Raw genomic sequence first — 24,611 nt, 5'->3', positions numbered from 1 at the left:
CTTCGTTGTCCGCCGCAGCGAAACTCTCAAAAATCTATGGCATGCGCCTGGTTTCGCCTGGCGGCGGGTTCGCGGTGTCAGCGGACTCGTCAGCGCTCGTGTGCTGGACGAACTTTGCTGTCGGATGAAGTCTTGGACGCCTTGTCGTCGGTGCTGCCCGTCGGCTTCGCGCCGGTGGCCGCAGTGGTGTCCTTTGCTGCGCTTGCCTTGGTCTCTGGTTTGGCGGTCGACGGCTCAGCGCCCTGCCGTGGCGCGTCGGTCATCTTGTCACGCGCCGGTTTTGCCGGTGCCGACTTGCTCGGCTGCTGACGATCGGGGGCTTTCCGCGCGCCCGGGGTGGTGTCGGCGGCTACGGGCTTACCGACGGGATCTTTCGCCTGAGCCGGCTCAGCCGGTTGCGGGGCAGTCGTATGGCCGGCCGTGACACGTGGGCGGCTGACGTAGGCGCCGTCGATCTGAGGTCGGAGCCAGGAGTCCAAGAGCCCGGTGTTCAGCCCCATGTCGCGCAGCGGCTGAGTGAGCGGCAGCCGGGCCGTCGGCACGACGTAATGCGTCGTCGTGCCCCCGGCGGCGTTGGTATGGACCGTTTTGAGAGTGCCCGGTGTCGTCGGGTCGGCCGCCGCCCCGTAGTCGGGGTGCACGTATCCGATACCCATCACCGCGTTCAAGACGGCCAGATGTGTTGGCTTGTCAGGCCAGTCCGAGAATCCGTCGTACTCGCGAACGATCTCGGTAGTGGGGTAGGGGGTCGCCACTGGAATGTTCGGGGCGAACAGTTGTAGTGCCCGATTCTTGGTGGTGATGCCGCCAGTGGAGTTCTGCGGGTCGCCGAAGGTCACGAACCGCAAGTCGTTCGTGGGTCGTCCGTGCGAATCCTGCAGTAGCCGTGACAGTTTCACGTAGTTCAGGACTATGGCGCCTTGACTGACCCCAGCCAAGGTGACCGCGCTGTCGTTGGGCACCGTGGCGAGTGTTGCGTTCACCGCGATGGAACCCACTACGGCGTCTGCCGCGAACAGCAAGCCGGCGGGATACCCGATGCCGTTGAGGGTGCCGGCGGATTTCAGGTATCCGCCCGCCAGCCCGAGGGCCTCCTGGGCTGTTGGGGTCACGTCACACAGGCAGGTGCCCTGTAGGTAGAAGCCGACGTTGCCGACGTTTCGACTGTCGCTCGGGACCTCCGCGATTCGAACCTCGTTCGATGCCGCCGCCGACGGGTGCACACCGAGAGACGCGCACAGGCCAACAACGAAAATCATTGCGCTGCAGCGGTTCAAACCGGCCACGGGACAGTATCCAATCTGTGCACAGGGATGAGGACTCTGGTGGATGCGCAGAGCAGCACCGTTCCGGCGACGCTGTCAGTGTGGTGACTTACTCAGAAATCTCGCCGACCTGTCGGCGACGGTGATGGCGGCATGGGCGGGACATTCTCGCCGGCGCGTGTGTTAGGCGTGCCTGTCCGCGACTACCCCCGTTTGGTACGTCAGTACTATTTTTACGAGGCGAAATTAACACCGTGGCAGCATTCTTGCGCGCCGTGAGACGCAGCTCACCCCAATCGGGGCGCGCCCCGTCAGCGCCGGAACACCACCCAGCGCATCGCGGTGTACATGAAGACGGCCTCACAGCCCCCGGCGGTGATCCGGGCGACGTGGTACTCGACGCCGAGGGCGGATAACCCGGTCGACACACCGAGGATGAACGCCAGATAGTTGACCGCCACCACGACGACGTAGATGGCGAGTTGCGGGCCGACGGCACTGTGCGAGCTGAAGTTGAAAATCCGGTTGAGGACGTAGCTCAGCGCGAACGCGCAGACGTAGGAGATCGTGACCGCCACCGCCAACGGCAGGCCCAATCCATCGCGGAATGCGGTGAGTAGCAGTAGATCGACCGCGAATGTGCAGCCGTTGATCAGGGCAAACCCCAGAAACGTCGGGGCGACAATCGATTTGAGCCCCCACGGCAGCCGGCCGACCGCCCGTTCGCAGCCGCGGTGAAAGCCGTCGACGGCGCGCTGCAGGCCACTCGCCGCGTCGACGGTCACGCGGGCACTGTGTCATGTGCCGGCGTCGACCAGGTAGCCGTGAGACGAACTCTGCGCTTCGGACGCCGACAGCGTCCCGTAATGTCCTCATCGATGATCGCAGCCCCGAGGAGTGCGACGACGTGAGTCTGGCCACGGTCACCCAGGCCGTCGCGACGTTCGCCGTCACCAACATCGACGACCTTGTGGTGCTTGCGGTCTTCTTCGGCCTGATACGGGGCCATCGAAGCGCGGCGGTGCGGGTGGTTGCGGGCCAGTATCTTGGCTTCGCGGCCATCGTGCTGGTGTCGATCGGCGCCGCGTTTCTCGGTGCCACCCTGCTGCCGAAGACTGCGCTGCCTTATCTCGGACTGCTCCCAATCCTGTTGGGGCTCAGAGCCGCATGGGTTGGCTGGCGCGGCCGGGACGCCGGACCGACGGGAACCGAGGGCGTATCACCGCCGTCCGCGCCCGGTGTGTGGCAGGTCGCGGGCGTCACGTTCGCGAACGGTGGTGACAACATGGGTGTCTACGTACCGATGTTCGCGGTCGCCACGCCCGGCACGCTCGCGGTGTATGTCACGGTGTTTCTGATCGGGGTCGGCGTGTGGTGTGCGGCCGGCCACTACCTCGCTTCTCACCCGGTCGTCGCGAATGCGTTCTCCCGCTGGGGCCACATCATCCTTCCCGTCGTGCTGATTGCCATCGGCACCGCGATCCTGGTCGACGGCGGCGTGTTCGCCGGGTGAGCCGTGGCGCGGGAGCGCCGTTCACGCGTTTTGCCGTCGGGCCGGCACCGGCTCGGTAAGTTCACCCGGGTGACGAGCAAACGACTGTCTCCGCTCGACTCGATGTTCCTGGCGGCAGAATCTCCCGAGACGATGATGCATGTCGCGGGTCTGATGCAGTTTCGGCCCACGTCGGGCGATGCGGGGGACATCCTGGATCAACTGCGGGACGAGATCTATGGGTCCAACGAGATCGAGCCACCGTGGAACATGAAGCTGCAGACTCCGTGGTTTCTGCTGAACCCCTTGCAGCGGTGGGTCGAGGACACGAAGTTCGACGTCATGTACCACGTTCGGCGTTCTGCCTTGCCACGTCCGGGCGACCAGCGTGAATTGGGAATCCTGATCTCCCGCTTGCACGCTCGGCAATTGGACCTGACGCGTCCGCCGTGGGAACTGCACATCATCGAAGGCCTCGATGATGGCAACGTCGCGTTGTACGTGAAGATGCACCACTCACTCGTCGACGGCTACACGGCGATGAAGACGCTCATCCGGTCCATGTCGACCGATCCGTCCGACACCGAAACACCGTTGTTCTTCAGGAATCCGGTGCCCACGCGGGAGCGGAAGAAGGACGAGAAGGACAGCAGCCTCATCCCCGACGTCGGCGGTTTGCTGCGGTCCATCACCTCCGAGTTGTCGACGGTCATCGACCTGCCCGCTGCCTTCGCCAAGCTGGCAATTACCGCCGTCAGCAAGAGCAATCCGCTTGTCGGGCCCGGCCAGGCGCCGCACACCATCTTCAACGGCCGGATCGGTCGCAGCCGCCGGTTCGCGACGCAGCAGTACGGCATCACCCGGCTGCGCGCCGTCGCCGAGGCCGCCGGCGGAACTCTCAACGACGTCGCGCTCGCCATCTGCGGCGGCGGGCTGCGTGACTATCTCTTGGGACTCGATGCCCTACCCGAGAAATCTCTGATCGCCATGCTGCCGGTCAACATTCGGCCGAAAGACCATCCCGGCGGCGGCAATGCCGTCGGCGCGATTCTTGCCACCCTGGGTACCGACATCGTCGACGCGCGCGAGCGGATCGACGCGATCAGCGCGTCGACCCGGGCCGCCAAGGATCAGTTGTCGGGCATGACCAGCAACGCGATATTGGCTTACACCGCCGCGCTGATGGCGCCGTTCCTCGTGCAGACCGGTGCCGCCACGGTGGGGGCACCGAAGGTGGCGCCCGCGTCGTACAACGTCATCCTGTCGAACGTGCCCGGCCCGGACTACCCGCTGTACTTCCGGGGCAACCAACTGGTGTCCACCTATCCGGTGTCGATTCCGGTGCACGGTGTCGGGCTCAACATCACCTGTCAGAGCTACTCGGGCACTTTGAATTTCGGCTTCACTGGCTGCCGTGACTCGATGCCTCACATGCAGAGGCTCGCGATCAAGACCGGTGAGGCGTTGGCCGCGCTGGAAAGCGCCTATGGTTTGGCGTGAAAACAGTGGGTAACGGTAATTGACCCAAGTGTTGAAACGACCCGTCGCAACGAGACCATTGGTGCTACCTTCACCGGACCAGTTAGCACCGGAGAGTAGGTGTGCAATGAGCGCAACAACGTCAGCTTTCGCTCGCTTGTCAGTGGCGGCGGCAACGTTTGGGGTTGCGTCTGCCGTGGTCGGGTTGGTCGGCATGCCGATCGCGCACGCCGACGACGGCCTGACGTGTTCGGACGGCCTCGTAGCGTCCGAGGGCACCTGCGTGCCCGCAGGGGAGGGCGCCGCCGCCCCGGCCGCGCAGGGACCCTTCAACGCACCGGAATCGTCTCTCGACGATCCCAGCTTGTTCACACCGCCGTTCGAACTGACCGAAGGAGACGTCGCTTCGCCCGGGTACAACGCCGGGGGCGGCGGCGGCCGGCGGTAAGCCCGCCGCAGATTGCCCGGATCTCGCTTCTCACGGCCCTACGTCTGCCAGCATGGCGTAGGGGCAGAGAGAGGCTGGGTAGATGGCAGGCAGTGAGCACGGCGGCGAACCGGACCACCGTCCGACTGCGGCGAGTCGCCGCGGCGTTCTCATCGGCGTCGGCGCCATCGGCGCGGGCGTGGTCCTTGCCGCCTGCGGTGGCAAGGACTCTGGGTCGCCCGCCGGTCAGCCCACCAGCAGTGACACGACTGCCACCGCCGCATCGACATCGGTGAAAACCGCCGATGTGCCCGTGGGTGGGGGTGCGATCCTCAAGGAGGCGAAGATCGTCGTCACTCAGCCGACGGCGGGTGAGTTCAAGGCGTTCAGCGCGGTCTGCACCCACCGGCAGTGCACGGTGTCGAAGGTCGCCGACGGCACCATCGACTGTCCTTGCCACGGAAGCGAATACAGTGCTGTGGACGGCTCCGTGGTCAAGGGCCCCGCGGAGAAGCCCCTGGCTCCGAAGACGGTGACGGTCGCCGGCGACACGGTGACCGTCACCTGAGCTCTGCTGCTGCGGCGCCTAGACGGAACCGTCGCACCCGCGGATGCCACCGGTAACCGCCTTGGGCGGTTCCGGGGTCGGGTTGAAGCCACGAATCGTGCCCGGCGAACTGATCTGGGGCGTGACGGAGACGGTGATCGGCTTGCCCGGAGGGTCCGGCTGCGGGTTGAATGCCTGGGCCGTGCCCGCCGCGAGGCCGAAGCCGACGAGCGTCAGACTGCCCGATAGCAGCGCCGTACCCGCGACCTTCGTGATGTTGTGATTGCTGAACATGATGTCTCCCTCTCGCTGGATCGGCCTGCTTTGACCGTTGGCAGCAATACTGAAGTGCGGTCCTTGGCGGATTCTTGGCAGATTCCCGCGGCTGATGGGTACCGCGGCCACCATCGGTGGGCCGTCGTTCGCGCACATCACGTACGGGTCCAACGGGATGGCCGACCAAGCCGCGACTTCGTCGTCGGAAGGCTGTGACTGGTCAAGCGTCCAACGCGTCGCGAGTGCGGCGCAGGTGCGCCCGCTCGACCGGGTTGGTGGCCAAAGCGGTGGCCCGGTCGTAGGCCTCGGCTGCTTCGGCTGTTCGACCGAGGCGGGACAGAAGCGAGGCACGAACCACGTGGTAGACGTGATAGTCCTTGAGGTCGAGCGCTTCCACCAGATCCAGCGCCGCCTGCGGGCCCGCTACCTCGGCGAGCGCCACGGCGCGATTGAGCGCGACGACGGGAGTCGGGGCGATCGCCATCAGCTGGTCGTACAGCGCGAGGATTTGGCACCAGTCCGTAGCGGAGGCAGTCGGCGCGTCACTGTGCACGGCGTTGATCGCGGCCTGGATCTGATAGGGCCCCGGCCGATTTCGTCGCAGGCACCGGCGGACCAGCGTCTGCCCCTCGGCGACCAGGCCGCGGTCCCACCGGCTCCGGTCCTGGTCGGCCAGCAGGACGAGATTCCCCGCTGAGTCTGTGCGAGCCGCGCGTCGCGCGTCGGTCAGCAGCATCAGGGCGAGCAGCCCCAGCACCTCGGGCTCGTCGGGCATCAGCTCTGCCAGCAGTCGGCCGAGCCGAACGGCCTCGCCGGTGAGATCGGCCCGCACGAGATCCTCTCCTGAGCTGGCAGTGTGCCCCTCGTTGAAGATCAGGTACGCCACGGCGAGCACCCCGTGCACACGCTCCGGCAGGTCACTGTCGTGCGGGACCCGGTACGGGATGTGCGCGTCGCGGATCTTGCGTTTGGCGCGGACAAGTCGTTGCGCGACAGTCGTTTCCGAGATCAGGAAGGCGCGGGCGATCTCCTTGGTGGACAGGCCGCCGAGTAATCGCAGCGTGAGTGCGACCCGGGCCTCGAGGGACAGGGCGGGGTGTGCGCAGATGAAGATCAGGCGTAGGTGGTCGTCGCGCACAGGGCCCTCTTCGAGCAGCTCGTCATCGGCCACCGGATAGAGCAGTGCCGCCTGCGCGTGCCGCTCGCCTCGAACCGATTCTCGGCGGAACCGGTCGACGATCGTGTGTGCGGCGGTGGTGATGATCCATCCGGCGGGGCTCGGCGGTGGGCCGGCCTGTGGCCAGCGGTCCACCGCCTTGGTGAAGGCGTCCTGGACCGCCTCCTCGGCGAGGTCGATATCGCCGAATCGACGGATCAGGACCGCCACCGCTCGCCCGTACTCTCGCCGGAACACACCGGCGATCTCCGCGGGCGACATCTGCGGCACGGTCGCCCTCAGCCCCTCAGATCGCCCCGGAACGGACGTACCTCGATGGGCAGGAGCCGCACGGCTTCGGCCTGCCGACGAGCCCAGTCCAGCGCAGAGTCCAAGTCGGGCGCATCGATGATGGTGAACCCACCAAGATGCTCTTTGCCCTCGACGTACGGGCCGTCCGTCGTCAACACCGTGCCGTCGCTGACCCGCACCACGGTGGATGCGTCGGGACCATGCAATCCTCCGGAGAACACCCACACGTCCGCGGCTTTCATGTCGTGCTCGACCGCGTCCAGAGCATCCATGATCGGCCCCAGCACCTCCGGTGCCGGGGGATCGCCCACTGGCTGATGCATGGCAAGTAGGTAATACATACCCGTCACTCCTCGATCAAGGGGGTGGCCGGTTGCCACCATCACCTTCTACACGAACGACGACCCCGGTTATCGACAGACACCGGATTCTCTTCTTGTCGTTCGCGGGGATGGCGGGCCGGCCTGGCCCATCGAGAAGCGTGACTCCCATCCCTCTGGATGGGAGTCACGTCGGTCAGAGGACGTAGAGCATCTCCTGATAGGTCGGTAGCGGCCACAGGTCGTCGGCCACCGCGCTTTCCAGCGTGTCGGCCGCGGCACGGACTGCCTCCATGGCCGGCAACAACGCAACTTGGGCGTGCTTGGCCTCGGCATAGGCGGACGCGGCCGAATGATCTGTCAGCGCCGTCTTCAGCGTTGCCAATGCGTCACTGAGCACACTGATCGGCTCCGAGATCGACTGCAGCAGCGTCAAACTCGGTGTCATACCAGCCGCTGTCAATGCTGCGACGTTCTGCGCGAGCTCGGTTTGGTAGCGCAGAGCGGCCGGCAGAATGGTGGTCGAACCGATCTCGAGCGCCAGCTTGGCCTCGACGTGGATTGTCAGCGCATACTGCTCCAGACGTACCTCGTAGCGACTGTGCAGCTCCCGCTCGTTGAAGACGCCGTACTTCTCGAAGATCGCCACCGCCTCGGGCTTGATCAGTTCCGGGATGGCATCCAGCGTGGTCTTCAGGTTCGGCAGCCCACGGGCAGCCGCCTCGGCTTGCCAGTTCTCCGAATAACCGTCCCCGTTGAAGACCACCGCACCGTGCTCGGTGACGATGTCCGTCAGGAGCTTCTGCACCGCGGAGTCGAACTCCTCACCGTCGGCGACGGCCTTCTCCAACACGGTCGCACAGTAGTCCAGCGAGTCGGCCATGATGGTGTTGAGCACGATCATCGGTACCGCCACCGTCTGACCCGAGCCCGGCGCCCTGAACTCAAATCTGTTGCCGGTGAACGCGAACGGGCTGGTGCGGTTACGGTCACCGGGGTCGGTCGGCAGCACCGGCAGGGTGTCGACACCAATAATCATGCTGCCCTTGCCCTTTGACGATGTCGCAGCACCCTTGGCGATCTGCTCGAAAACGTCGGCGAGCTGATCGCCCAGGAAGATCGAGATGATCGCGGGCGGCGCCTCATTGGCACCCAAGCGGTGATCATTGGTCGCCGACGCGACCGAAACCCGCAGCAGCCCAGCGAATTTGTGTACCGCGCGAATAACGGCCGCGCAGAACACCAGGAACTGGGCGTTCTCGTGCGGGGTATCACCGGGCACCAGCAAGCTACCGAGCTGCGAGTTACCCATCGAGAAGTTGACGTGCTTCCCTGAGCCGTTCACGCCGGCGAACGGTTTCTCATGGAATAGGCATTCCATACCGTGCTTCTTGGCGATGGTCTTGAAGACCGTCATCAGCAACTGTTGATGATCGGACGCGATGTTGGCGCGCTCGAACATGGGCGCGATCTCGAACTGTCCGGGGGCGACCTCGTTGTGACGGGTCTTGGCGGGGATGCCGAGCTTGAACAGCTCCCGCTCGGTGTCCATCATGAATCCCAGCACTCGGTCGGGGATGGCGCCGAAATAGTGGTCGTCGAACTCCTGACCCTTGGGCGGTTTGGCTCCGAACAGGGTCCGGCCGGAGTTGATCAGGTCGGGCCGGGCGAGGAAGAAGTGCCGGTCGATCAGGAAGTACTCCTGCTCGGGACCACAGAACGAGACGACCTTCTCCAGGTCTTTGTGGCCGAACAGCGTCAAGATGCGCTCTGCGTGGATGCCCATGGCCTGTTGGCTGCGCAGCAGCGGCGTCTTGTAGTCGAGCGCCTCGCCGGTCATCGACACGAACACCGTGGGGATGCACAACGTGTTGCCGTTCGGGTTCTCCAGAATGTAGGCCGGGCTGGTTACGTCCCAGCCGGTGTACCCGCGAGCCTCGAACGTAGACCGCAGGCCGCCGGACGGAAAGCTCGATGCGTCGGGCTCGCCCTGCACCAGCGTCTTGCCGGCGAACTCGGCCAGGGCCTGTCCGTCGGAGACCGGTTCGAGGAAGCTGTCGTGCTTTTCGGCGGTCAGGCCGGTCATCGGATAGAACACGTGCGCGTAGTGCGTCGCGCCCTTCTCCAGTGCCCAGTCCTTCATCGCGGCCGCGACGGCATCGGCGACTGTCGGATCGAGCTTGGCGCCCTTCTCGATGGTGGCCACCACCGATTTGTAGATCGCCTTGGGCAGGCGCGCCTGCATCTCGGCCTTGGTGAATACGTTCGTGCCAAAGATTTCGCCGGGCGCCTCAGCAGGGTCGAAGGTATATGCCGGGGGCATATAGGCCTGGACGCCGGCGATCGCTCGCAAGCGGGTGGCATTTCCGCTCAATGGATTTCCTCTCCCTACGTGAATGACCGCTTCACACTAGGGACGCCTCATGGCAGCAGTGTTACGTCGATGTCAAAGGCGGAGTTCAGTGGAAGTCAGCCCCGGCGGCCGACATCCTGCATCAGAATCTTGGGCCAGGTCTCGACATCGGCCGGAGTGTAAGCCAGCGTCAGGGTGGACTTCGGCATCAGGGTGGCAAGGGACTCCGCGGTCGAGATCGGGTGGGCCGGATCGTCGATCCAGGCCAGGATGGTGGTCGGCACGTCGATTCGCGCGATGGCTTCCGGAGCCGGCAAGTCACTCAGCGCGGCACCGCGAAACAGTGACGGCAGTAGGGCATCGGCGACGTCGGGCACTGTTTCGGGTGCACCCACGGTGGCCGGCGGCCGCGTCGCGCCACGGGTGGCGGCAATGAATGCCCCGACCCCCTCTGTCTCGATGAGCGTGGCCGCGACCTCGTAGTTTGCGGCCTGCGCGCGCCGCGTTTCCCACGCGGTGGCCGGCACCATCAAGGTCAGTCCTGTGAAGCGTTCTGGTTCGCGGGACGCCGCGTGCAACAGCGTTCCGGTCCCCATCGACGGGCCGACTCCGTGTACTGGTTCACCGGGAAACCACCGGTCGAGCAGGTGCAACAGGTCATCGGCGAGCCGTTCCCATCGGTAGTCCTCCGGGACTTTGCGTCCCGTCGATTTGCCGTGGCCACGGGCGTCGTAGCGCAGCAGCCGCGTCCCGCTGAGCCCCCTGCCGAGGTCCAGATTGAGCACCCGATCGCGCGCTCGGCTCGAGGTGAGTCCGTGTAGTTGGACGACGGGGTGACCACCTTCGTCGCTCAGTTCAACCGCAAGCTCGGCTCCGGGAACTGCGAAAGTGGGCATCAGGCAACTCTTTCCGTAACCGATCGACTCGCCGTGGAGTCGACCTGCCGACCGAGCATTCAGGCTATCTGGGGCGCTAGGGTACCGCCATGCGGCTCACGAACGTCTCGCACTTGCGGCTACCGTTCGGCCGTCTCTGGGGCTACGACGTCACGGTGTCCGCACTGGGTCGACGCCTTCCGGTGTCGTTTGACCAGCGGATTCACGTGGCGGCAGGGGCCCGGCCCGGATCGTGGATGGCATTGTCCATTCGCTTGCCGGCGCGGGTGAGCCGGGACTCCCTGGCCGACGCGTGGCTGGCGGTGGTGGCCCGCCATGGCACGCTGCGGACCGCATTCTCGGCGGGTCCGAACGGTGATCCGCAACTGCATGAGATCGATGTCCGACCCGGCGGCTGGGTCGAGCACGAGATATCTGCCGGCCAGGCGGTCAACGATGCCCTGCAGGCCGTTCTGGATGCCGCCTGCTCGCCGTATCAGCGGCCCTCACATAGGTTGTGTCTGTTGGAAACCGCGGCCGGACTGACCGTGGTGATCGCCGCCGACCACAGCCATGTCGACATGTGGTCGATGCTCGTGATTGCGCGGGATCTGCTGGCGCTACTCACCGATGCGCGCATCGGAAGTGCTGCATCGCTGCCGCCGGCACCCGCGTTTGTCGAACACACCCAGGCGCTGCTCGATCGTCCCGCGGCGCCAGACCACGTTCGGGAGACCTGGGCACGCATCATCGCCGACAGCGGCGGGGTGATGCCGCGATTTCCGCTGCCGTTGGGCGAGCCCGAGCTGGGTCCAGAACGCGTCGAAGTGCGCGATGTGTTCGATGTCGATGCTGGTGCCGCGTTCGCCGTGCAAGCCCGCAATGACGGTGTATCGACACTGGCGCTGGCCGTGGCTGCGATGACCTCGGTGACCCGGGAGCTGGCGGCCGCGCCGCTTCGCGCCGTTTTCCCGGTGCACAGTCGCTTCGATAGCAACTGGCACGACTCGGTCGGTTGGTTCATCACCAATTCGGTGCTGGAGTCGACTGTCGCCGAACCACATGCCGCGGCCAACGCAGTGAAGGAAGCAGTACAACTCGGGTCCTGGCCGTTGGCGGACGTGCTGTCTCCGTGGGGCGGCATGCCGATGTCGCCCGGCATGTTCGCGATCTCCTGGCTGGACCTGCGGCGGCTTCCGGTCCGCATCGATGACGTCGGGCTGGACGCTCAGTACGTGAGCGCCGCTATCCAGACCGACGGTGTGATGCTCTGGTTCATCCTGGACGAGTCCGGCCTGCATCTGCGGTGTCGCTATCCCGACACCCGTGAGGCGCGAACGAATGTCGGGGCGTGGCTCGACCTCTTGGTGACTCGGCTGCAGGCGCAAGCACGAACGTCCGTTCGGGGACTGCTGTGCGTGGGGGACCGCACATTCCGGGTCGAACGGGCGGCCCGTGACGATGTCGCGTCGATCGTCGCGCTGCTATCCGACGACCAATTCGGTCAGGATCGTGAAACCGCGGACCTCGAAGACTACGAGGCGGCGTATGACGTCCTTGTCCGTGACCACTCCAACTATCTCGGCGTTGTTCGTAACGGTTCTGATGTGATCGTCGCGACCGTGCAGTTGACCGTGATTCCCGGGCTCTCCCGTGGTGGGTCGACCCGACTGCAAATAGAAGGACTGCGGGTAACCGCTGCCGAGCGGGGACAGGGTTTGGGTACGGCTCTGGTTCAGTGGGCACACGAGTACGGCCGGGCACACGGGGCTCGGTTGGCGCAAGTGACCACGGACGAAGCGCGCGAACAGGCTCGTGCGTTCTATGACCGACTCGGGTACCACGCCGCTCACGTCGGCCTGAAACGCACCATCTGAGTTGGTAGACGTTCGGGAATCCCTGAATGCCGTTGCAGGAAGGACGTTTCGACGCGCACCACGTCTCGTGATCGATCCCGCCGGCGCACCCGGACGTCATCTCCGACCTGCTGACCGGTCCGTTGCTGCTACGCGCAGCGCTACCGCCGATCGGGTCCATCGACGGCGTACTGATCGACGCCACCGTCGACGCGGCGCTCACGGCGTGCGGCGCGTTCGAGCGGTCGTGAGGAGCGCAGCGACGAGAAGTGCTGCGGCGCAAACACCGACGGTGGCGGGCCAGCCGCATGCGTCTGTGGCCGCCGCACCGAACGCTGTCCCGAAGCTGCCGCCGACGAAGTAGACCAGCATGTACGCGCTGTTGAATCGCGCGGGCGCAGATGCGTCGATGGCGAGGATCGTCGTCTGATTCGCGACTTGCGCCGCGAACAAGCCGGCATCGAACATCGCGAGAGCGAGCATTGTCGCCGCAGGACTGTCCAATCCCATCGCGAGCACGGGGCAGGCCATGCCGGCAACCGCAAGGCCCAGTAGCACGACCGGCCGGAAACCGAAGCGGTCTGTGCAACCACCAGCAATGCGCGTCGCGAAGATCCCGGCGATGCCGGCCAAGGCATAAAGCCCGATCTCGTTGGCCGGCAATAAGAATGGCTCTTGCGACAGTGCGACAGCGATACCCGACCAGACCGCGCAGAAGGCGAAGAACCACAGAGCACCGCGTACCGCACCGCGACGTAGCACGGGGTGTCGCAGGACAAGTCCGGGCGTCGACGCCACTCCGGCAAGGTAGCCGTGCTCGACCTTTCCCGTCGCGGTCGGCAGCAGCAACAGGCAGGAGCCGGCGGTTCCGACGGCCGCCGCAGCAACAGCGAGAAGCATTGCGTGCCAACCGATCACGTCGGTCAGCCAGCCGCCGAGGATGCGGCCGGCGAGGATGCCCGCGGAGATGCCGGCAGTGACGATACCCAGAACGGTCGAGCGGCGATGTGCGGGCGCGAAGCGTCCGACCACGGAGCTCAAGCCCGCCCCGACAGACGAGAAGGCTCCCGTCAGCAGTAATCCGACGCCGATCAGCCAGGCTGTGCCGGCCGCGGCGGTCAGTGCCAGCGCACCGCCGAGCGCCAAGAATTCCAGTGCCAGCACGCGCCGCGGAGAGAACCTGTCAACCAGTGGAACCAGCAGGGCCAGACCCAGCATGTAGCCGATCGGACCGCAGGCCAGCGCGGTGCCGACGGCGGCGGGGCTGGTCTCCATAGACCGGGCGAGATCGGCGATCGCCGGCTGAAGGGGGTAGATCGTCGCAGTGCCCAAGGCGGCCGCTAGCGACATGAAAAAGACTGTGCCTCTGTCGATTACCGGATTCTGTCGTGCAATTGTGGTCACGCGTCGACGCTATCGATCGACGGGCGCCGGCCGCTGGCGGATTTCCGCCATCGCAGTCGGTCAGCTGCCCGGCGCGAGCGGTTGGTTGGGGTATCCAGAGGCGGGGACGACGAAACCGCATGGCGTGAAGGCCGGGCCGGCCACCCGGGAAATACTGCCTGGATTGGGCATTGGCGCGTCTGCATGCAGTCTTGCTGCACAACGACGCCCAGGGTGTGGCCCCTGGTGGCGGTCGGCCCAGGCCTCACGGTTCTCGCGCCATCAGCTCATTGGGCTGTGACAGTGGTCATGGCGCTGTGGTGGATCCGGTGCCCGGAGGGCTGCGCTGCACCGGAGTCGTTCTTCGCGCCGGGCCGCAGTGCGGTCGCCGCGAGCGGGGTATCCAAGACCGACCAGCGCACCGGGGCCTTTGAAGCGCACACCCGATCGCTGGTGGCGTCGGCTGCTGACAGCGGGGTGCTTCGGCGGCGCAGAAGATGGCGTCGACTTCGGCGATCAGCGCTATCACCATCGTGGGGTCATCCACACCCAGCGACTGGGCCAACTCATCTGGCGCGATGGTGTCAGGCGCCGCCGGCGCCGCAATCGTGCTGTACTGCATCACTTTTCACCTCCTTGCGCTGTCGGCATTACGCCGACCATTCAAGAACGTGCCGGTACCGGTGCCGGGCTGCGACTCTGCGCAGCCCGGCATTCCGGGCCGGGTCAGGCGTGCACCGGCTCCTTGGCGTCAGCCTTGTTGGTGACGGGGCTGCCGTCTTCGGTGATCACTCGACTTTCGTCGATCGCCTTGGATTCGGCGGTTCTGCCCACCGCGATCTTGCGGGGCTTGGCCTTCTCCGCCACCGGGATCACGAGTCGAAGCACCCCGTCGTGGTAGTCCGCGGTGATCCGGCCGGTGTCGAGGTTATTGCCGAGCACCAGTTGTCGGGAGAAGACGCCTCGCGGTCGCTCGGCGGCCAGCATTTCCCGCGACGAATCCACCGGGGCGCGTTCGGCACGCACCGTCACCACATTGTTCTCGATGTCGAGGTCGAGCGAATCGGCACTGACGCCGGGTAGATCGAACTCGACGTAAAACTCATCACCGTCACGCCAGGCATCCATGGGCATTCCCGCGGGCCGCGCAGCGGTGCCGAGGATCTCTTGGGTGAAGCGGTCAAGGTCTCGGAACGGATCGGTACGCAACAGCATCGTGGCCACCTCCATGTGTCCTTTCTCGTCAGCCATCTGTGCGCTTCCAGCTCGATTATCTGTGTCGGCTGGCATAGATTTGTTTTAGCACTCAACGCTGGCGAGTGCAAGTAGATGACTCGGGAAATTTTGGCCGCCCGTCAGGCAAGATATCGCCACGCGCGACACGGGCCGCGGTGGTGATCCACGTGGCATATCGCAAGATGTCGCGACGGTTGCAATTGCGCAAAGGTACGGCAGCCCACCTGCGGCGCCAGACAGAACGTTGACCGGCGGGCCTTAGTCTTGGTTGCGATGACTGGACTGCACTCCCACGTGAAGCGCTGGCGCACTGCGCTTCACGTCGTGGTGTCCGCGCTGGCGGTCGTCGTCGTCGGACTTGCCGGCACTCCGGTAGCCCATGCGGCCGCGGCTGGGGCGCGACTGGTGGTGCAGCACACGTGGCAGGACGGTTTCATCGCGCGCTACGTCATCACCAATTACAGCACTGTCCCGATGGCGGACTGGAAGCTCGAATTCGACATGCCGATGGGGCAATCCATCTCGCATACATGGAATAGCACCTTCACCCAATATGGCACTCACTACGTGATCACCCCCGCGAGCTGGAACCGCGTCATTCCACCCGGTGGATCCGCCAATGGTGGCATCCGCGGCGTGCTCAGCGGGACGTACACGCCACCGTCGAATTGCGTGCTCAACGGCCAGGTGTACTGCTCATAGCGATGACGACGGTGTGATGATGGGTGCGGCGTTGATGACGGACTGGTTGTTGGACTCCGACCCGACGCTGCGCTGGCAGGTCGAGCGAGACCTGCTCGACGCCCCACCCGAGGTATGGGAAGCGACGCGGGCGCGGATCGGGACCGAGGGCTATGGCGCACGCCTGCTCGCACTGCAAGAAGCCGATGGGCGGTGGGCCGGTGGGGCCTTCTTTCCCGCCGACTACGACTTCGAGGACCCCGAGAGGGCCGAAGATGGTCAGCCGTGGACGGCCACCACGTGGACGCTGAATACGTTGCGCGAGTGGGGCCTTGACGCATCGGTCTTGCGGGCACGCCGGACCGCGGAGTTGCTTGATGGGCATTGCCGCTGGGAGTACGACGACCTGCCCTACTGGGCGGGGGAGGTGGATTGCTGCATCAACGCGTGGACGTTGGCCAACGGAGTGTGGCTGGGCGCGGACGTCAGCGGCATCGCAGACTGGTTTCTCGAGCATCAGCTGCCTGACGGTGGGTGGAACTGCGACTGGGTCGAGGGGTCGTGCCGGTCATCGTTTCATTCCACGCTGAATTCCTTGAAAGGGCTGCTTGCCTTCGAGACGGTCGCCGGCGGCAACGCCGACATCCGCACAGCGCGTCGCCGCGGCGAGGAGTACCTGCTGCAGCGCCGGCTGATCAACCGGCTGACGACGAGTCAGCCAGTGGGACAATGGATCAACGACTTCAGTTATCCCATTCGCTGGAGGTACAGTGCCCTGGGCGCGTGCGACTACTTCCGCCTGGCAGCCACCCACGATGGCGCCGCTCCCGACCCTCGGATGGCCGAGGCCATCGGCATCATTCGCGCCGCGAGGCAGTCCGACGGCACGTGGCTGCAAACGGGCCGCCAGCCCGGGCGAGTCTGGTTTGAAGTCGACGTGCCGGCCGGGCAACCGTCGAAGTGGCTCACCCTGTACGGAACGCGGGTGCTCAACTGGTGGGAGGCTGCGAGCTGACTGGAGCCGAGACGCGTCTCAGCTGCGAGAAGCGCGGAAGGCACGCGGGCTCATCCCGTGCCAGCGGCGGAACGCCTGCGAAAAACTCGACAACTCGACGTATCCCAGCCGGTTCGCCGTCTCGGCGACCGTCAACCGGCCTCCGATCAGCATTTCCTCCGACAATCGCTGCCGGATTTCGTCGAGTAGTTCGCGATAGGACGTGCCCTCGGCGCCGAGGCGGTGACGCAACGTACGCGGGCTCATCATGAGCGTATGGGCGATCTCGTGCGCATTCGGCGGCTGCGCCGGGGACGCCAGCAGCAGGTCACGAACCTGACCTGACAGCCCGGTTCGGCTGCGCCGCTCCTCCAGCAGATTGCGGCACTGTTCCTGTGTGGCCGCGGAGTTGTACGCGTTGGCTTGTGGCAACGGCAGGTCGAGCAGCTCCACGGGCAGGATCAGCAGGTTTTCGGATGCACCGAACTCCGGCTCGGTGTCGAACGCAGCGACGTACCGGTCGAGGCTGGCCGGGTGGGGATGGGTGAACCGGACGCCGAAGGGCGGCAGCTCCGTCGACAGTTCACGCTTGATCACGGCGATGGCGGTGGCCAGCCGGTCGATGTCGAAGCGGCGGACACGGTCCGGCATGCCCGCAGCCTCCAGGACGAAGTGGAACTCGTCGCCGACCACTCGAGTTCCGAGGGTGGACGACGCGAAGGTCAGATCGAGATACCGCACTCCGACATCGATGGCGCTGCGCAAGGTTGGGCTGCTGATCAACGCGAACCCGAAGATTCCGTAGGTGGCCAGACGGTAGCGAAGTCCCGCCTCGACGCCGAGGTCGTCGGGATAATCAAGCGCTTCAAGCAGATTCGTGACAACGGCCAATTCCTGGCGGGCCGTGACCTCAGCGCTCGGACTCTGCAGACCGCGAACGGTCAAGCGGGAGCCGGCAAGGCAGGTCTCCGGGCTCACGCCACGTTCGCCGGCCAGCCCGAGGAGCACGCCGACACTTGCCGCCGTGCGGGGAATGTCCCAGTCAACCACATTGCCAAATCTAGTAAGTCGCGACACAGGGATCGATTTGGTTCGCCGAATTGGTTGTGCCCGTGCCGGTTTCAGCGGAACAGGAGGCGGCTGAATCTCGCGCCGGCTACGGAGATCGACGACGGCCACGGCGGTAGCTTACCTCCGCCTTACGCATTGCCACTTCGAGTAAGTATTCGGCCACTTAGGGTCTCCCAGCTGCAGCTTTTCATTCGTAGCGTGATTGTCAACGATCAGTCGACGCGAGGAGGGCCCATGGTTGCCATCACCGACAGCGCCGCACACCGTGCGCACCTGACTCAGAACTGGCCGATTCCCAGTTTGCCGGGTGGCACCGGCACCACAATTGGTCAGCACGCCGACCCACAGCCCGAATTTCAGATCTGACAAGGCGGAGAAACCCGTGAACATTCTCGATCAGGCAATCACCAAGGCACAGCAAGCGATTCTCGATCCGGTACTGAACCGGGCCCAATCGACCATCCCAATGCCCGTGCAGATCAAGGGCATGCACCTTTACCAGAAGGCGAAAAAGTCGGTCGTCGGTGACAAGACGCCGGTGTTCGTCGAGACCCCGATTCCGGATGCCGCGGATGTGCCGTTGGCAGAGATCGACGTGAGCAACCCGTTCATGTTCCGCCAGGGCCGCTGGCAGTCGTACTTCAAGCGGTTGCGTGACGAGGCCCCGGTGCACTACCAGCCGAACAGCCCGTTCGGTCCCTTCTGGTCGATCACCCGGTACGACGACATCGTTGCCGTCGATAAGAACAACGAGCTGTTCTCCGCCGAGCCGCAGATCGTGATCGGCGATCCGCCCGAGGGGCTGGACGTCGAGATGTTCATCGCGATGGACCCGCCGCGTCACGATCGCCAGCGCGCGGCCGTGCAGGGCGTGGTCGCACCCCAGAACCTCCAGGAGATGGAAACGCTCATCCGGTCGCGCGTCCAGGAGGTGCTCGACGGTCTGCCGGAAGGCACGCCATTCGACTGGGTCGACACCGTGTCGATCGAACTCACCTCACGCATGCTGTCGACTCTCCTCGACTTCCCGTATGACCAGCGCCGAAAGCTGGTGTACTGGACCGACACCGTGGCCGGCAGCGCGTCGGCGACCGGCGGCGAGGCCGACATGAACGAGATGTTCGCGGCCGCAGCCGATATGGCCCGCGCGTTCAGTGCGCTTTGGTACGACAAGAAGGCGCGGCTGGCTGCCGGTGAGAAGCCCGGATTCGACCTCATCACCCTGATGCAGTCGTCCGAGGACACCAAGGACTTGGTCGATCGGCCGATGGAATTCCTCGGCAACCTGATCCTGCTGATCGTCGGCGGTAATGACACCACCCGCAATTCGATGACCGGTGGTGTGCTCGCACTGAACCAGAACCCTGACGAGTTCGCGCGGCTCAAGGCAGACCCGGGACTCATCACCAAAGCAGTTCACGAGATCATCCGGTGGCAGACGCCACTGGCGTACATGCGCCGCATCGCCAAGCAGGACACCATCTTGGGTGGGCAATTCATCCGAAAGGGCGACAAGCTCGTCATGTGGTACGCCTCGGCCAACCGCGATGAGCGCAAGTTCGAGAATCCGGACGACTTCATCATCGGCCGCCACAACGCCCGCCATCATCTGGCCTTCGGCATCGGCATCCACCGCTGCATGGGCAGCCGTCTCGCCGAGCTGCAGCTCAAGATCCTGTGGGAGGAGTTGCTGACGCGATTCGAGGACATCGAGGTCGTTGGTGAGCCGGAGTACACGCAATCCAACTTCGTGAAGGGTTACTCCAAGATGATGGTGAAGGTCACCAGGAAGCAGGCGGCCGTCACGGAGTGAGGAGAGAGCGCGTTGGGCTCGTTCAATGTGTTGCTCGACAACGAAAAGGCCCAGCTCGACGCCTTTGTCGAGGACTACCGGAGTGCCATTGAGGTGACGCTGGATGGCCTCACCGAGGAGGAGGTCCGCCGCCGGCTCGTCCCGTCGGCGACGACGCTCCTCGGCTTGCTCAAGCACGTGACCTGGATGCAGCGCGTGTGGTTCGAGGAATGCGTCGGCGGTACGCCCGGTCGCGAGTAATCAGCGCGCATATCCTGGTTACAGACGCCGCTCTCTGCGACGCCCGGACCTCCGGGAGGCAGCGATGTTCGAAGAAGCGCAGTTGTATGCACCGGTGACGCGTTCGGGTGATGACGTCACCGTACATCTCGCAGCGGATCATCCCGGTGCCGTCGACCCCGAATACCGAGCGCGCCGCAACGCCATCGCCGCGCTCGCCATGGACTGGCAGCCTGGCACTCCACCGCCCATCGCGACCTACACCGACGACGAGCAGGAGGTTTGGCGCATTGCGTGCGCCGAGCTTCACCGGCTCCATCAACGCCGGGCCTGCGCCGTGTACCTGCAGGGCCGCGAGCGTCTCGGACTTCCCGAGGATCGGATTCCGCAGCTCGCCGAGGTCAACGAGATGCTCAAGCCGCTCACCGGATTTCAGTACGTGCCCGCGGCCGGGCTGGTGCCACTGCGTGAGTTCTACGGACGCCTCGCCGATGGAATCTTCCACTCCACCCAGTACGTCCGGCACCATTCCGTGCCGCTCTACACGCCCGAGCCGGACCTGATCCACGAGGTCGTCGGCCATGGCAATTGTCTGGCCCATGAGCGTTTCGCGGCGCTGTACCGGCTGGCCGGACAGGCCGCCCAGCGGGTGAAAACGACTGAGGCGCTTGAATTCGTCTCGAAGGTCTTCTGGTTCTCGTTGGAGTTCGGTGTGGTCCGCGAGTATGGCGAAGTGCGCACCTATGGCGCCGGTCTGCTCTCGTCATTCGGGGAAATCCAGCAGCTCGACGGTGCGGACCTGCGGCCGCTGAACATCGGCCGAATGGGTGTGCAGACCTACGATATCACCCACTACCAACCAGTTCTCTTCTGCGCAAGGGACTTCCACGAGATCGAAGATGTGATCGGCGGCTTCTTCGCCGACGTGGACGACGACATGGCGCACCGCCTGATGCATGACGCCGCTGAAGTCACGGGTAGGTGATCGCCGGCTGGACCACGGCGACGCAGTCACCGAATCCGATGCTGACGGCGCCTGGGCGGCGAGCGCCGGCCGTCAGCAGGACTTCGTCGCCGTCTTCGACAAACGTCCGAATTTCGCCGTTGGGCAATGTGATGGGGTTGTTTCCGCCATGACTGAGCTCCATCAGACTGCCTTCAGAACCCGCGGTGGGTCCGGACAGGGTGCCGGTGCCGAGCAGGTCGCCCGGGTGTAGGTCGCACCCGTTGCTGGTGTGGTGGGTAACCATCTGCGCGTCGCTCCAATACATGTGGCGGCTGGACGAGCGCGAGACCAGGTGCGGTGGGTGTCCGGCCGCGCGCATCTGCGCCGTGGTGATCAGCACCTGCAGCTCGATATCGAGCCCACCGTGAGCGCGGTGTCTGGGGCTGTCGAGGTAGGGCAGGGGAGCGGGGTCTTCGGCCGGCCTGGTCACCGGAATCCGGAACGGCGCCAGTGCTTCTGGAGTGATCACCCAGGGGGAGATCGTGGTGCCGAAGCTCTTGGCCAGGAACGGGCCGAGGGGCTGGTATTCCCACGCTTGCACGTCGCGGGCGGACCAGTCGTTGAGCAGGCAGTAACCGGCGACGTGGGAGTCGGCCTCATCGATACTCACCGGCTCGCCGAGGGCATTTCCCGGCCCGATCCACACGCCGAGTTCGAGCTCGAAATCCAGCCGCCGGGTGGGCGCCAGTACGGGTGCGGACGCATCAGCCACCTTCAGCTGCCCGTGCGGCCGAGTGACGGGAGTGCCGCTGACCCGCACGCTGGAGGCACGCCCGTGATAGCCGATCGGTAACCATTTGTAGTTGGGCAGCAACGGATTGTCGGGCCGGAACAGGGCGCCGATGTTGCGGGCATGATGGATTCCGACATAGAAATCGGTGTAGTCGCCGATGCGGGCGGGCAGCAGGACGTCGACTTCGGTCAGCGGGGTGAGGAGCTTTGCGACCGCCTGTTGGTGCGGGGTCCCTGCGACGAGCAGGGAATGCAGTGCCCGGCGAAGAGCGATCCGCGGACCCGAGCCCAGGGCGAACAATGTGTTCAGCGTTTCGTATGCGGCAGCTTCGGCCGCCGGCCGGGCCTCGGCGGCGAGCAACCCTGACTCGGCCAGGGCGCGCAGATCCAGGACCATGTCGCCGATGCGTACGACGCCGTGGGGTTCGCCGGCAGCACCGGCCGCCACACCGAAAGGGAGATTCTGCAAAGGGAAGTCCCCGGAACCGGCCGAGGTAACCCAGCTGCGCAAGCGCGGGTCGTGCGTGAAATCCAGTGTGGTCACGGCGCGCCCGGGTCGAATCGCTTGGTCAGGCCACTCCAGCAATCGGCGTAATCCTGTTGCCGCTGTGGCAGATTCGCCGCGTGGGCGGTGACCTTCTGCGGGAACCGGGTTTCGAACATGAACGCAAGTGTGCCTTCCTGCTTGACCGGCTTCAGGTCTTCGGTACTGGCGGCGTGGAATGCATTGGCGTCGGGGCCATGGGGAGTCATGCAGTTGTGCAGGCTGACCCCGCCGGGGACGAAGCCATCAGGCTTGGCGTCGTAGACACCGCGCACGAGTCCCATGAACTCGCTCATGACGTTCATGTGGTACCAGGGTGGCCGGAAAGTATCTTCGGCGACCATCCAGCGTTCGGGGAAGCACACGAAGTCGACGTTGGCGGTTCCGGGCGTCTCACTGGGCGAGGTGAGCACCGTGAAGATCGACGGGTCGGCATGGTCGAAAAGGACAGGGCCCACAGGAGAGAAGCGCCGCAGGTCGTATTTGTACGGAGCGTAATTGCCATGCCAGGCAACAACATCCAGCGGCGACTGGCACACTTCGGCCTGCCACAGGGTGCCACCCCACTTCACGTACAGCGTCGATGGGACCTCGCGATCCTCGTAGTTCGCGACGGGCGTGAGGAAGTCACGCGAATTGGCCAAACAATTGGCGCCGATCGGGCCGCGTTCGGGCAGGGTGAAAGTGCCGCCGTAGTTTTCGCACAAGTAGCCCCGGGCCGGGCCGTCGGGCACCTCGATGCGCAGTTTCACTCCGCGTGGGATGACGACGATTTCGCTCGGTTCGGCGTCGATGATCCCGAACTCCGTCCAGAACCGAACGTGGCCCCGCTCCAGGACGAACAGCATCTCGGCGTCGCCGTTGTAGAAGTAGGCATCGACCATCGACGTCGTGATGGTGTAGATGCTGCAGGCGAATCCGGTGCGCGTGTTGACGTCCCCGCCGGTCGTGATGGTGCGCACTCCGGTGATGAACGTGGTGTCCTCGACCGCGGGATCCGGTATTGGTAAGGCATTCCAACGCATTTGGGCGATGGGCACCGGTTTTGCGTCGTCGGGAGCCGAGCGCCAGTACGAAACTCCCTCGGCGTCAACGGCAGTGAAGCCGCCCCAATGCGCGACGCTCGGGCGGATCCGGTACAGCCAGGATCGCTTGTTGGCGGCCCGGGGCGCGGTGAACGGGGAGCCGCTGAGCTGTTCGGCGTAGAGGCCGTAGGCGCACTGCTGCGGAGAGTTGCGACCGACAGGCAACGCACCGGGCAGTGCCTCACTTTCGAAACTGTTGCCGAAGCCGGACTGGTACCCAGTCATCACAGGTTCCCGCGCTTTTCCTGCTCGCGTTCGATCGACTCGAACAGGGCCTTGAAGTTCCCCTTACCGAAACCCAGTGAGCCGTGGCGCTCGATGAGCTCGAAGAAGACTGTCGGCCGGTCTCCCAACGGTTTGGTGAAGATCTGAAGCAGGTAGCCGTCTTCATCGCGGTCTACGAGGATGCCGCGCCGCTGCAGCTCAGCGACGGGTACGCGCACCTCGCCGATCCGGGCACGCAGTTCGGGATCCTCGTAGTAGGTGTCGGGGGTCTCGAGGAACTGCACGCCGCGCCTGCGCAGCTCGTCGACGGAGCTCAGGATGTCGTTGGTGGCCAATGCAAGATGCTGAACGCCGGGACCTCGGTAGAACTCCAGGTACTCGTCGATCTGAGACTTGCGCTTCGCCACGGCCGGTTCGTTGAGCGGGAACTTCACCCGGTGGTTGCCATTGGCCACCACCTTCGACATCAGCGCCGAGTACTCGGTGGCAATGTCATCGCCGATGAACTCCGCCAGGTTCACAAATCCCATGACCCGGTTGTAGAAGCCGACCCACTCGTCCATCTTGCCGAGTTCTACGTTGCCGACGACGTGGTCCAACGCCTGGAACAGCCGCGGGGGAGCGCCGTCGCGTTTGACGTGTCCACTGGTCGCCCGCTGGTAACCGGGCAGGTAGGGGCCGGCGTACCGTGCACCGGCTACTTCCCGTTGAATCAGCGTGTGCCGCGTCTGTCCATAGGTCGCGATGGCTGCGACGAGCACGGTGCCGTCCTCATCCGACAGGTTGTGCGGTTGGTCGAGGACCGTGGCGCCGGCACGCTCGGCCTGGGCAATGCACTTGTCGACGTCAGGAACCTCCAACGAGATGTCGACTACGCCGTCACCGTGTTTGGCATGGTGGGTCACGAGCGGGCTGTCGGGGCTCACCGCACCCTTCAGCACGAACCGCACGGAGCCGGACCGCAGCACGAACGCCTTGTGGTCGCGATTGCCGTTCTCCGGTCCCGAGTAGGCGACCAGTTCCATGCCCCACGTGGATTGAAAATAACTCGCTGCCTCGGTGGCATTGCCGACCACGAAAACGATGGCATCCCAACCGGTTACGGGAAACGGATCATTGCTCGGGTCGTACTCCACCAGACCCACCAGCTGCTTGAGCTGGTTGACATCGAGCCGGGCCTGCTTCTCCTGGTCGGTCAGGGTGCTCTGGTTCGTCATGCAGATATTCTTCTCTTTTGCGGGCTATCCCGACATGGGGATTGCCC

The 24,611-nt window shown here is 64.9% G+C and carries 22 protein-coding genes and 1 pseudogene; 10 read left to right on the top strand and 13 right to left on the bottom strand.

Annotation, left to right across the window (positions count from 1 at the left end; genetic code table 11):
• Positions 1–89: 89 nt before the first annotated feature.
• Both G6N59_RS03080 and G6N59_RS03075 read right to left on the bottom strand, forming a co-directional pair.
• Positions 90–1,259, bottom strand: a complete 1,170-nt coding sequence (locus G6N59_RS03080; protein WP_138229328.1) for a PE-PPE domain-containing protein — start codon at positions 1,257–1,259, stop codon at positions 90–92.
• Between the two features lie 317 nt (positions 1,260–1,576).
• A complete protein-coding gene (locus G6N59_RS03075; RefSeq protein WP_138229327.1) occupies positions 1,577–2,050 on the bottom strand; it encodes a GtrA family protein in 474 nt (157 codons plus the stop codon).
• A 122-nt stretch (positions 2,051–2,172) separates the two neighbouring features.
• Here G6N59_RS03075 and G6N59_RS03070 point away from each other — a divergent pair, with 122 nt between their 5' ends.
• From G6N59_RS03070 to G6N59_RS03055, 4 genes are all read left to right on the top strand, one after another.
• Positions 2,173–2,778, top strand: coding sequence for a cadmium resistance transporter (locus G6N59_RS03070; protein WP_234884117.1), 606 nt, complete (start codon positions 2,173–2,175; stop codon positions 2,776–2,778).
• A 69-nt stretch (positions 2,779–2,847) separates the two neighbouring features.
• Positions 2,848–4,257 carry a WS/DGAT/MGAT family O-acyltransferase gene (locus G6N59_RS03065; RefSeq protein ID WP_138229325.1) on the top strand — a complete coding sequence of 470 codons (1,410 nt, stop codon included), beginning with the start codon at positions 2,848–2,850 and terminating at the stop codon, positions 4,255–4,257.
• Between the two features lie 193 nt (positions 4,258–4,450).
• Complete coding sequence (locus G6N59_RS03060) at positions 4,451–4,684, top strand: hypothetical protein (protein WP_138229324.1); 234 nt, start codon at positions 4,451–4,453, stop codon at positions 4,682–4,684.
• An 82-nt stretch (positions 4,685–4,766) separates the two neighbouring features.
• The gene (locus G6N59_RS03055; protein ID WP_138229323.1) at positions 4,767–5,231 is read left to right on the top strand and encodes a Rieske (2Fe-2S) protein; all 465 of its coding nucleotides are present in this window, start codon (positions 4,767–4,769) and stop codon (positions 5,229–5,231) included.
• An 18-nt stretch (positions 5,232–5,249) separates the two neighbouring features.
• Here G6N59_RS03055 and G6N59_RS03050 read toward each other — a convergent pair whose 3' ends face one another.
• From G6N59_RS03050 to G6N59_RS03030, 5 genes are all read right to left on the bottom strand, one after another.
• Complete coding sequence (locus G6N59_RS03050; protein WP_138229322.1) at positions 5,250–5,504, bottom strand: hypothetical protein; 255 nt, start codon at positions 5,502–5,504, stop codon at positions 5,250–5,252.
• 202 nt (positions 5,505–5,706) lie between these two features.
• On the bottom strand, positions 5,707–6,924 hold the full coding sequence (locus G6N59_RS03045) for an RNA polymerase sigma factor (RefSeq protein WP_179970268.1): 1,218 nt from the start codon (positions 6,922–6,924) through the stop codon (positions 5,707–5,709).
• 17 nt (positions 6,925–6,941) lie between these two features.
• A complete protein-coding gene (locus G6N59_RS03040) occupies positions 6,942–7,277 on the bottom strand; it encodes a YciI family protein (protein ID WP_234884116.1) in 336 nt (111 codons plus the stop codon).
• A 193-nt stretch (positions 7,278–7,470) separates the two neighbouring features.
• Positions 7,471–9,648 carry a glutamine synthetase III family protein gene (locus G6N59_RS03035; protein ID WP_138229319.1) on the bottom strand — a complete coding sequence of 726 codons (2,178 nt, stop codon included), beginning with the start codon at positions 9,646–9,648 and terminating at the stop codon, positions 7,471–7,473.
• A 95-nt stretch (positions 9,649–9,743) separates the two neighbouring features.
• Positions 9,744–10,523: an alpha/beta fold hydrolase gene (locus G6N59_RS03030; RefSeq protein WP_138229318.1), complete on the bottom strand. Its 780-nt coding sequence runs from the start codon at positions 10,521–10,523 to the stop codon at positions 9,744–9,746.
• Between the two features lie 89 nt (positions 10,524–10,612).
• Between G6N59_RS03030 and G6N59_RS03025 the strand changes: the two genes are divergently transcribed.
• Complete coding sequence (locus G6N59_RS03025) at positions 10,613–12,379, top strand: GNAT family N-acetyltransferase (protein WP_138229317.1); 1,767 nt, start codon at positions 10,613–10,615, stop codon at positions 12,377–12,379.
• A 198-nt stretch (positions 12,380–12,577) separates the two neighbouring features.
• Here the strand turns inward: G6N59_RS03025 and G6N59_RS03020 are convergent, their stop codons facing one another.
• Positions 12,578–13,708 (bottom strand): MFS transporter, encoded by a 1,131-nt coding sequence (locus G6N59_RS03020; RefSeq protein ID WP_138229316.1) that lies wholly within the window; start codon positions 13,706–13,708, stop codon positions 12,578–12,580.
• Positions 13,709–14,467: 759 nt separating this feature from the next.
• Positions 14,468–14,956 (bottom strand): Hsp20/alpha crystallin family protein, encoded by a 489-nt coding sequence (locus tag G6N59_RS03015; protein WP_138229394.1) that lies wholly within the window; start codon positions 14,954–14,956, stop codon positions 14,468–14,470.
• Between the two features lie 294 nt (positions 14,957–15,250).
• Between G6N59_RS03015 and G6N59_RS03010 the strand changes: the two genes are divergently transcribed.
• Entirely contained in the window at positions 15,251–15,679 is a 429-nt protein-coding gene (locus G6N59_RS03010) for a cellulose-binding domain-containing protein (RefSeq protein WP_138229315.1), read from the top strand.
• 34 nt (positions 15,680–15,713) lie between these two features.
• Positions 15,714–16,673 carry a prenyltransferase/squalene oxidase repeat-containing protein gene (locus G6N59_RS03005; protein WP_138229314.1) on the top strand — a complete coding sequence of 320 codons (960 nt, stop codon included), beginning with the start codon at positions 15,714–15,716 and terminating at the stop codon, positions 16,671–16,673.
• Positions 16,674–16,691: 18 nt separating this feature from the next.
• On the opposite strand, the gene G6N59_RS03000 is transcribed toward G6N59_RS03005, so the two are convergent.
• On the bottom strand, positions 16,692–17,702 hold the full coding sequence (locus G6N59_RS03000; RefSeq protein WP_197907908.1) for an AraC family transcriptional regulator: 1,011 nt from the start codon (positions 17,700–17,702) through the stop codon (positions 16,692–16,694).
• Positions 17,703–18,189: 487 nt separating this feature from the next.
• On the opposite strand from G6N59_RS03000, the pseudogene G6N59_RS02995 reads away from it, so the two are divergent.
• The 3 genes and pseudogenes from G6N59_RS02995 to G6N59_RS02985 all read left to right on the top strand — a co-directional run.
• A pseudogene (locus G6N59_RS02995) lies at positions 18,190–19,509 on the top strand (cytochrome P450); the annotation flags it as partial.
• A 39-nt stretch (positions 19,510–19,548) separates the two neighbouring features.
• The gene (locus G6N59_RS02990; protein WP_234884115.1) at positions 19,549–19,776 is read left to right on the top strand and encodes a mycothiol transferase; all 228 of its coding nucleotides are present in this window, start codon (positions 19,549–19,551) and stop codon (positions 19,774–19,776) included.
• Positions 19,777–19,840: 64 nt separating this feature from the next.
• Positions 19,841–20,740 (top strand): phenylalanine 4-monooxygenase, encoded by a 900-nt coding sequence (locus tag G6N59_RS02985; protein ID WP_138229312.1) that lies wholly within the window; start codon positions 19,841–19,843, stop codon positions 20,738–20,740.
• Here G6N59_RS02985 and fahA read toward each other — a convergent pair.
• Genes fahA through hppD form a run of 3 tightly spaced genes read right to left on the bottom strand, consistent with a single transcriptional unit; the run spans position 20,727 to position 24,564 of the window.
• Positions 20,727–22,037 (bottom strand): fumarylacetoacetase, encoded by a 1,311-nt coding sequence (fahA, locus tag G6N59_RS02980; protein WP_138229311.1) that lies wholly within the window; start codon positions 22,035–22,037, stop codon positions 20,727–20,729. The genes G6N59_RS02985 and fahA overlap by 14 nt on opposite strands.
• Positions 22,034–23,347, bottom strand: a complete 1,314-nt coding sequence (hmgA, locus tag G6N59_RS02975; RefSeq protein WP_138229310.1) for a homogentisate 1,2-dioxygenase — start codon at positions 23,345–23,347, stop codon at positions 22,034–22,036. Before hmgA ends, fahA begins: the two co-directional genes overlap by 4 nt.
• The gene (hppD, locus tag G6N59_RS02970; RefSeq protein ID WP_138229309.1) at positions 23,347–24,564 is read right to left on the bottom strand and encodes a 4-hydroxyphenylpyruvate dioxygenase; all 1,218 of its coding nucleotides are present in this window, start codon (positions 24,562–24,564) and stop codon (positions 23,347–23,349) included. Before hppD ends, hmgA begins: the two co-directional genes overlap by 1 nt.
• Positions 24,565–24,611 lie beyond the last annotated feature (47 nt).

This window comes from Mycolicibacterium aubagnense (assembly GCF_010730955.1).
GTDB classification, from domain to species: Bacteria; Actinomycetota; Actinomycetes; order Mycobacteriales; family Mycobacteriaceae; genus Mycobacterium; species Mycobacterium aubagnense.
This window is presented reverse-complemented; position numbering and strand designations above follow the sequence as displayed.